This is a genomic window from Phenylobacterium sp. (assembly GCF_035475775.1).
Lineage (GTDB): Bacteria > Pseudomonadota > Alphaproteobacteria > Caulobacterales > Caulobacteraceae > Phenylobacterium.
This window is the reverse complement of record NZ_DATIMC010000142.1, coordinates 1-8,172: the sequence shown is the minus strand read 5'-3', so window position 1 is coordinate 8,172 and position 8,172 is coordinate 1. Positions and strand designations below refer to the sequence as shown.

General features: G+C 72.7%; 9 protein-coding genes. 3 read left to right on the top strand and 6 right to left on the bottom strand.

Annotation, left to right across the window (positions count from 1 at the left end; translation table 11 throughout):
* A partial coding sequence (locus VLI41_RS16540; RefSeq protein ID WP_325269190.1) for an OPT family oligopeptide transporter occupies positions 1-1,337 on the bottom strand: 1,337 nt, incomplete at its 3' end.
* 150 nt (positions 1,338-1,487) lie between these two features.
* Here VLI41_RS16540 and VLI41_RS16535 point away from each other — a divergent pair.
* Positions 1,488-2,228 (top strand): ParA family protein, encoded by a 741-nt coding sequence (locus tag VLI41_RS16535; protein ID WP_325269189.1) that lies wholly within the window; start codon positions 1,488-1,490, stop codon positions 2,226-2,228.
* On the opposite strand, the gene VLI41_RS16530 is transcribed toward VLI41_RS16535, so the two are convergent.
* The 5 genes from VLI41_RS16530 to VLI41_RS16510 form a co-directional block, all read right to left on the bottom strand.
* Positions 2,225-3,523, bottom strand: a complete 1,299-nt coding sequence (locus VLI41_RS16530) for a glycosyltransferase (protein ID WP_325269188.1) — start codon at positions 3,521-3,523, stop codon at positions 2,225-2,227. The two genes, VLI41_RS16535 and VLI41_RS16530, sit on opposite strands and share 4 nt — an antisense overlap.
* A 4-nt stretch (positions 3,524-3,527) precedes the next feature.
* Positions 3,528-4,157, bottom strand: coding sequence for a TetR/AcrR family transcriptional regulator (locus VLI41_RS16525; protein ID WP_325269187.1), 630 nt, complete (start codon positions 4,155-4,157; stop codon positions 3,528-3,530).
* 71 nt (positions 4,158-4,228) lie between these two features.
* Positions 4,229-5,143 carry a LysR substrate-binding domain-containing protein gene (locus VLI41_RS16520; RefSeq protein WP_325269186.1) on the bottom strand — a complete coding sequence of 305 codons (915 nt, stop codon included), beginning with the start codon at positions 5,141-5,143 and terminating at the stop codon, positions 4,229-4,231.
* A gap of 89 nt (positions 5,144-5,232) precedes the next feature.
* On the bottom strand, positions 5,233-5,433 hold the full coding sequence (locus tag VLI41_RS16515; protein ID WP_325269185.1) for a hypothetical protein: 201 nt from the start codon (positions 5,431-5,433) through the stop codon (positions 5,233-5,235).
* A 98-nt stretch (positions 5,434-5,531) separates the two neighbouring features.
* On the bottom strand, positions 5,532-6,296 hold the full coding sequence (locus VLI41_RS16510; RefSeq protein WP_325269184.1) for a hypothetical protein: 765 nt from the start codon (positions 6,294-6,296) through the stop codon (positions 5,532-5,534).
* Positions 6,297-6,390: 94 nt separating this feature from the next.
* Here VLI41_RS16510 and VLI41_RS16505 point away from each other — a divergent pair, with 94 nt between their 5' ends.
* Together VLI41_RS16505 and VLI41_RS16500 are read left to right on the top strand one after the other, a co-directional pair.
* On the top strand, positions 6,391-6,738 hold the full coding sequence (locus VLI41_RS16505) for a cupredoxin domain-containing protein (RefSeq protein WP_325269183.1): 348 nt from the start codon (positions 6,391-6,393) through the stop codon (positions 6,736-6,738).
* Positions 6,739-6,864: 126 nt separating this feature from the next.
* On the top strand, positions 6,865-8,172 hold a 1,308-nt coding region (locus VLI41_RS16500), incomplete at its 3' end, for an ATP-binding cassette domain-containing protein (RefSeq protein ID WP_325269182.1).

The following is an 8,172-nucleotide window of genomic DNA, read 5'->3' as shown; positions in this document are numbered from 1 at the left end:
AGGTCCTGCAGGTTGTCGTTGGCGCTGACCGCCGCGGCCAGCAGCACCGAGGTGACCAAGAGTGCGAAGGCGACCAGCGGCCGCGTGTCGCCGCCGTGGACCACCGGCAGGCCGAGCGCCGCCACGATCAGCGCCGCGCCTAGCACCGAGAGGATCCCCAGTCCCGAGACCGGCGAGTTGGAGGAGCCCACGAGCCCGGCCATGTAGCCGCAGACCGCCGCCACCGCGAAGCCGGCGACGGCGATGTAGAGCACGGCCGCGAGGGTCAGCGGAACCACCAGCCCGCCCAGCGGCCCGCCGGCCAGGAACACCGCCAGCAGCGCTGCGATCGGCGCCAGGCAGGCGAGCGACACCGCGCCCATGATCCCGATCGGGATGTCCTGCTCGGTGATCGCCAGCTCGCCGCCTTCGCCCGCCCGCCGCCGCCGCTCGGCCGCGACCGCCGCGGCGATCCCCGTCCACAGCGGAATGGCCAGCTTGGCGAGAGTCCAGATCGCCGCCACCCCGATCGCGCCTGCGCCCACGAAACGCACCTGGTGGCTCCAGACGCTCTGCGCCCAGTCGGCGGCCGAGCCCGCGGCCGGCGAGGCCGCGGTCAGGATCGGAACCGCCACGCCCCAGGCGACGATCAAGCCGACCAGCATGGCCGCGCCGACCGCCACGCCCACCAGGTGCCCCGCGCCGATCAGCGCCAGCGACATCTGCGCGCCCAGACCGGTGGCTCCGCCGTTCGGCGTGCGGACGTACCGCCCGACCTCGCTCGCGAAGATCCGCGTTGCGGTCATCAGGGCGAAGGCCGCGCCGGCCACGGCGCCGACGCTGATCGCCAGGAGGCCGAGCTTGCTGTCGGCGGCGCCCTGCGGCGTCTCCTCGCCATGGCGCGCCGAGCCCACGATCAGCACCTGGGCGGCCGCCACGCCCTCGGGGTAGGGCAGGTCCGACTGGGTGACCAGCGCCCGCCGGAGCGGGATCGTGTACATCACCCCCAGCACCCCGCCGACCGCGCAGATCAGGAACGTCGTCCAGTACGGAAAGCCGGTCCAGGCGCCTACGATCACCAGCCCCGGCAGCACGAACACCACCGAGGCCATTGCGCCGGCCGCCGAGGCCACCGTCTGGACGATGTTGTTCTCGACGATGGTGGAATCCCGGAACGCCCTGAGCAGGGCCATGGAGATCACCGCCGCCGGGATCGAGGTCGCGAAGGTGAGCGCCACCTTCAGCCCGAGAAAGACATTGGCCGCGGTGAACAGGAAGGTGATCAAGACGCCCAGGGCCACGCCCCGGACCGTCAGCTCCACGCGCGGGCGCCCCGCCGCCGCCTCAACCGCCGCCATTCCGACCTCCGAGCCCCGCGATCGGTCCCTTAGAGCCGGAACTTCGGCGAGGCTCAAGTGAACCCCGGGGGCGATGCAACCGGAGGTGACCGCTAACATGTCGGAAACCATGAATCGGCTATCCCTCTCCCCAGGGGACAGGGATCGCGCGTGAAGACGGTGACGGTGAACTCCCGCAAGGGAGGCGCGGGCAAGACCACGGTTTCGGTGAGCCTGGCGATGGCCGCCCGACAGGCCGGCCTCAAGGTCGTGCTCGCCGACATGGACCCGCTGCGCTCATCGACGGAGATCCTCCGCTCGCGCGAGGAAGCCGCCTCGATGCTGATCGAGACCAACGCCGGGAAGCTCTGGGTCCTGCAGGAGACCTGCAAGCGCAACGGCTGCGACCTGCTGATCATCGACACGCCGACCCAGCCGGAGTCCGAAATCGTCCAGTGCATGAACCACTCGGACCTGGTCCTGGCGGTCGCGCGCCCCACCGTCCTCGACCTCGCGGCCGTGAAGGAGACCATTGCGCTGGTGCAGCGCACCGGCGCGCCCGGCCTCGTGGTGCTGAACCAGTGCCCGCCGATGCGGAACGGCGAGGAGAACCCTGTGGTCACCCAGGCCGTGGAGCGCCTGAGGTTCGGTCAGCTGCCGGTGGCCAAGTCGGTGCTGCGCAGCCGCATCGCCTATCAGCACGCCTTCGCAAGCAACTGCGGGGTGACCGAGTGGGACGCGGCCAGCGACGCGGCGGGCGACGTGCTGCGGCTGCTCGCGGAGATCAGCAAGCATCTCACCTTGCCGCGCGCCAGGAAGATCGCCGAGGTGGCCGCCGCGCCGCGAAGCCGGCGGCGCGGGGCCTCGCCTGTGCGGCTGATGCAGACGGCCCTGAAGCGGCTGGTATCTTAGGCGACGCAGGGCTGCTCCAGCCGCGCCTGGGCGAGCGCCTCGAGCTCTTCGACCACGGGCGAGCTGCGGACCTCCTCGGCGACCCGGGAACCCAGCCGCGCGGCCGCCTCGCGGAACCCAGGCTCCTCGAGCAGACGGGAAAGCGCGGTACGGATCTCCGCCGTGCCCGCGGCCGGCGTCAGGCTCAGTCCGGCGCCCCGGTGCGTCACGCGCACCGCGTTGTCGGTCTGGTCGCGGCCATGCGGGATGATCAGCATCGGACGCTGGTGCATGAGCGCCCGGCTGACCGTGCCGTGGCCGCCGTGCGTCACGACCACGGCCGCTTCGCGCATCACCGCATCGTGCGGCGCGCTGTGCACGATGCGGACATTGTCGGTCCCGCGCAGCTCCGAGGGCTCGAGCGCGCCGCCCAGGGTGACCAGGCCGCGGACCGCCAGCTCGCCGAGCGCGTCGATCACCCGCTGCATGACCGCCGCATGGTTCTGGAAGCTGGTGGAGAACCCCACCGCGACCAGGGGGCGGGGATCGCCGGCAGGCCAGGGGGAGGCCCAAGGCTCGGCCCACGACGGCGCGTCCAGCTGCGGGCCGACGTAGCGGATGTGGTCGGGCAGGCTCGGCGGGGCGAAGTCGAAGGCGCGGCTGGTGGCGAGCAGCAGGCGCTCGGCCGCCTTCGCCTGGTCGACCAGGTGCTCGAGCGGCGCAAGGCCGAGGGCGGAACGCGCGCCATTCAGCGCCGGCAGGCCGTGGTCGGTCAGAGCGATCACGCCCGCGGCGATCTCCCGGTGCAGCGCCTCGTCCTGCGGCGTGGCCGCGGGCGTCAGCCCAGGCCCCATCGGCGGCAGACCCGGCGTCGGATAGAGGCAGACGTTGGCCGCCAGCAGCGCCAGCGGCTGGCCCATGGCCTCGCAGCCCGCCATCACCCCGAACAGCATGTCGCTGCTCACCACCAGGTCCGCGGGTTCGCGCCGCAGCTCCTCGATCAGGTCCTGGGCGTAGGCGAGGGCGGGGCCCGCCCAGACGGCGTCGAGGGTGCGGGCGATCCCTTCCTGCGGCGACTGCGCCTCCCAGTCGCGCATCAGGTCGGTGTGGCGCGAGCGGTCGGGACGGCTGGGCGCCCGCGTCCAGGGCCGGAACTCCGCGTCGGCCGCCTCGACCTCCGGACGGTTGCAGCGGTCGCTCATCACCCGCACGCGGTGGCCGCGCCGGGCCAGCTTGCGCGCCACCGTCAGGGCCGGCGCGACGGAGCCCCCGCCCTCCCAGGTCGCGAACAGGAAACGTCTCGGTTCAGCGTTCATGGCCTCACTCCCCAGTTGTCAGCTGCGACGGATCGGCGGTCCCGGCGTCCAGCACGGCCAGCACCAGCCGGCGGACGAGGGCCTGGTATTCCGCGATCGGACGGCGCATGTCGCGCCGCACCAGTTTCCAGACGTAGAGGTCCATGGCGGCCACCAGGCCGTCGAGCCGCCGCTCGGCCTCGGCGGCGGGCAGGGCCTGCAGCCAGGGCGCGAAGACCTCCCGGATCCAGCCCCGGTGGGCCGCGCGGCCCACATCGGTCAGGCGCTTCACCGCGGGATAGCGGTCCTCCTGGGCCAGCAGGCGCAGGATCAGGCCGCCGATCGCCTCGTAGTCCTCGGTCAGGACCCGCACCGCGCCCTGGAGGTCGCCAGGGCGCACGGCGCGGCGCATGCGGATCTCGCGGTCGGAGCGCTCGTGCATGGCCTCGAGCAGGCCGTCCTTGCCGCCGAACCGGCGGATCACCGTCTGCACGGTCACCTGGGCGTCGCGCGCCACCTCCTCCAGGCGGATCTCGTCGAACCAGCTTTCGCGCATCCGATCGATGAAGGCGTCCAGGATCCGCTCGCGGGTCGCCTCGGCGGCCGCCGCGCGGGCGGTCTGGCGATAGGGACGCTTGAGGGCTGCTGATTTCATGTGAGTGACGCTAATTCGAAAGTCGCGCGGGCGTCAATATTCAAATTAGGCCGACTAACTCTAAATTCGGCTCAGGCCCCGACCAGCTCCATGCGCGGCGGCGGCGGGGCGGTCGCGGCCTCCTCCAGCAGCCAGTCGCGGAAGGCGGCGAGCGCCTTGCGCTTGGCCGGGCTTTCCGGCAGCACCAGATGAAACCGGATCGGGGTGGGCGCGAAGCCGAAGGGCGCCGCCAGGCGGCCGGCCGCGATGTCGCCGGCCACGTAGATCCACGGCGAGATGCCGACGCCCAGGCCCGCGGCGGCGGCCTCCAGCGTGTAGAAGATGTGCTCGTACTCGCGGTGTTCGGCGGACTCCGGCAGGAGCACGTGAGCGTGGCCCGCCCACTCGGCCCAGGCCTGCGGGTGCGTGCGGGTGTCGAGCCGGGGCAGGGCGGCGAACTGCGCCAGGCTGAGACCACCGGCCATCAGCGCCGGCGACAGCACCGGGCCGTGGAAGTTGTCGAGGAAGGGGATCGCCACGCCGCCTTCGATCGCCGCGCTCTCGCCGAGCCGGATCGCCGCGTCGAACGGCTCGCGCGCGAAATCCACGGGCCCGTAGGCTTCGGTGACGCGCACTTCCAGCTCCGGATGGCGCGCGTGGAACGCCGGCAGGCGCGGGATCAGCCAGCGCATGGCCAAGGTGCCGACGCAGGAGATGTGGATCTCGCGGTCCGCCTCGCCGCGCAGCTCCAGGAAGCTGCGCTCGATCTCGTCGAAGGTCGCGCCCAGCGAGCGGGCGAGCTTCTGGCCGGCGTCGGTGAGCTGCAGGTTGTTGCGCGGGCCCTGGGTCAGCTTGACGCCGACCAGCTGCTCCAGGCTGCGCACCTGGCGGCTCACGGCGCCGTGCGTGACGCACAGCTCGTCGCCGGCCAGGCTCATCTTGCCGTGGCGGGCGAAGGCCTCGAAGGCCCGCAGAGCGGTCAGGGGCAGGTAGCGGCGCCTGGACATCTGTGCGCTCCGATCACGGTGCGGTGCAGCATCGGATCCGTAAGCTCACAGAGCAATCGACATCTCGGCGCCTCGTCTGTGAGGAAAGATCACAAGTGCGCAAACGGCCAGCGGAGCCGCGGCGGCGCGTCGACGGCTTCGCGCGGCAAGCCGTTCAGCTCCGCGACGTGGCGGCGCACCCCCCACCACCACAGCGCGCGAAGCTCGCGGAGGAGGGCGAGGGCGGCGAGGCGCGGTTGCGGCGCCGCGCGGGCCGGGGCGGCGGTGGCCGCAAGGGGCAGGACGATCATGGCAGCCTCCTTGGAAGCGCCGCCATCATCGAAAAGCCTGCCGCCCCGCACAAACGACATCTCGGCGGGACACCGTGCGTCGGGCTCACAAGCACGAGCTAGAAGCGCTTCTCCCACTCCAGCGCCAGGCGCACCTGGCCGTCGGTGTCGTGGCGGGCTGCCCCGGCGGCGAACAGATAGGCCGCCTCCAGCTCGATCTCGCCGGCCCGGCCGGAGGGCCGCACCTCCCATTTCGCCACCGGCCCGACGAAGTGCGACTGATGACCGCCGAAGCTGCGGCTCGAGCCGAGGTCGCCGAACGCCTGCACCCCCAGGCGCAGGTTGCGGCCCGCATCGAGCGTGCTCTGCGCCGCATAGCCGAACGCCGTGGCGCCTTCGCCCGGGCGATCGGTGAGCGGCTGCTGGGCGATGAGGTTGACCAGGGTCTCGAGGCGGCCGGTCTGCTTGGCGAGCAGGATCTTGCTTTCCAGCACGCCGGATTCATTGTGGATGCGCTGCTCGTACTCGAGATAGCCGCCCACATCGACGCCGACGCCGGGGATCTGGCCGAAGTAGCTCACCGCCTCCAGCCCGATGGCGTCGACCTTGCGGCGTTCGCCGACCCCGTCCTCGAGCTCGGTGACCAGCGCCAGGCTCAGCCGGTCGGAAAAACCGTGCTCGAGCTCCACCACCACCCCGGAGTCGCCGTCGTCGGCTCCGCCCGTCAGCCGGCCGCCGCGCACCTCGATCTCGGTGATCCCATTCTTCACATAGGGGCTGTAGACGGCGTTTCCCAAGCCGGGCTCGTCGGCCGCAGCCGCCCCGGCCCAGGCCATCGCGGCCAACCCGGCGGCGGCCACCGCCGCCCACGTGCATCGTCGCATCGCCCACTCCTGTTGTTGCGAAACATTCGCATATCCAGTTGCGAACGATTGTCAATTGCAGGATAAGCGTAGTCCGAACCCTGGAGTCCTCCCGATGATCCCGCGCCTCACGGTCCTCGCCCTCTTCGCAGCCTTCGCCCTGGCCGGCGCCGCCGCGGCCGACGACGGGCGGCCCGTCACCGTCGCCCTGACCCTGAAGGACCATCGCTTCACGCCCGATCGGGTGAGCGTTCCCGCCGGGCAGCCCATCCGCATCGAGCTGGTCAACCAGGACGCCGCCTCCGAGGAGTTCGACAGCGACGACCTGCGCGTGGAGAAGGACGTCACCCCGCACGGCCGGGCGAGCTTCACGGTCGGGCCGCTGAAGCCCGGGACCTACGCCTTCATGGGCGAGTTGCACGCCGACACCGCCTCGGGCGAGATCGTCGCCGTCGGGCCCTGAGCCGCCCCGGCGGGCTTGCCGGGCGCGCGCCTGCGCCTGTACAACCGCCCCGCAGCAGGAGGCCGACCATGCGTCACGTGACGGATGCCCCTTTCGTCCCGCACGTCAACGCAGCCCCGGTCGCCCATGCCTGCCTTCGTCACCCTCGACGGTCTCGCCCTCAGGACGCCTGACGGCCGTCCGCTCTTCGAAAACCTGACGCTCAGCCTGGGCGCCGAGCGCACCGGGCTGGTCGGCCGCAATGGCGCCGGCAAGACCAGCCTGCTCGGCGCCATCGCCGGCGAGCTCGCCCCGGCGGCGGGCGCGATCGCGCGGCGAGGGAGCGTGGGCCTGCTGCGGCAGCTCGCGGAGCCGCCGGCCGGCGCGACCGTCGCCGAGGTCATGGGCCTGGCCGAGCCGCTGGCCAGGCTCCGCCGGATCGAGGCCGGGGAGGGAACGGCGGAAGACCTCGCCGAGGCGGACTGGGCGCTGGAGGCCCGGCTCGAGGCTGCGCTCGCCGAGCTCGGCCTGGGCGGTCTCGACCCTCGCCGGCCGGCGGCGAGCCTCTCCGGCGGCCAGCTCACTCGCGCTTCGCTGGCCGCGCTCCTCGCCCGCGCGCCCGACCTGCTGCTGCTCGACGAGCCGACCAACAACCTCGACGCTGCCGGCCGGGCGCGGGTGGCCGAGACGCTGGGCGGCTGGCGCGGCGGGGCGCTGGTGGTCAGCCACGACCGGGCGCTGCTGCGCCGGATGGACCGGATCGTCGAGCTCTCCAGCCTGGGCGCGCGCCTCTACGGCGGCGGCTACGATCTCTATGCCGAGCGCAGGGCCGCCGAAGACGCCGCCGCAGCCCGCGCGCTCGCCGACGCCCGCGCCGGCCTCGCCCGGGTCGGCCGCGAGACCCAGCTCGCCGCCGAGCGCAAGGCGCGGCGCGACGCCGCCGGGCGGCGCACCCGAGCCAAAGGCGACGCGCCGAAGATGCTGCTCGACGCCAAGGCGGAGCGCGCCGAGGCCACGGGTGGGCGCCAGAGCCGGCTCGCCGAACGGCTCAAAGCCGACGCCGGCGAGCGCCTCGCCGAGGCCGAAGCGAACGTCGAGCGGGTGCGCCGGCTGGCCTTCGACCTGCCGCCCTCGGGCCTGCCGGCCGGTCGCACGGTGCTGGTCTTCGAGCGCGCCGGCTTCGCCTATGCCGACGGGTCGCCGGTGCTGTCGGACGTCTCGTTCCGGCTCGTCGGGCCCGAGCGTGTCGCGGTCTCGGGGCCCAACGGCGCCGGCAAGACCACGCTGATCCGCCTCGCCTGCGGTGAGCTTGCACCCACCTCAGGCCGCGTGCGCCTGGGCGTCGCGGCGGCGCTGCTCGACCAGCAGACCGCCATGTTGCGGCCCGAGGAGTCGCTGACCGAGGCCTTTTTGCGGCTCAATCCCGATGCGAGCCTCAACCCCGCCCACGCGGCG

Bases quoted from the DNA above. Each gene is read 5' to 3' on its own strand.
- VLI41_RS16530 (WP_325269188.1), bottom strand. From the start codon at position 3,523: ATGAACGCTGAACCGAGACGTTTCCTGTTCGCGACCTGGGAGGGCGGG.
- VLI41_RS16525 (WP_325269187.1), bottom strand. From the start codon at position 4,157: ATGAAATCAGCAGCCCTCAAGCGTCCCTATCGCCAGACCGCCCGCGCG.
- VLI41_RS16520 (WP_325269186.1), bottom strand. From the start codon at position 5,143: ATGTCCAGGCGCCGCTACCTGCCCCTGACCGCTCTGCGGGCCTTCGAG.
- VLI41_RS16515 (WP_325269185.1), bottom strand. From the start codon at position 5,433: ATGATCGTCCTGCCCCTTGCGGCCACCGCCGCCCCGGCCCGCGCGGCG.
- VLI41_RS16510 (WP_325269184.1), bottom strand. From the start codon at position 6,296: ATGCGACGATGCACGTGGGCGGCGGTGGCCGCCGCCGGGTTGGCCGCG.
- VLI41_RS16505 (WP_325269183.1), top strand. From the start codon at position 6,391: ATGATCCCGCGCCTCACGGTCCTCGCCCTCTTCGCAGCCTTCGCCCTG.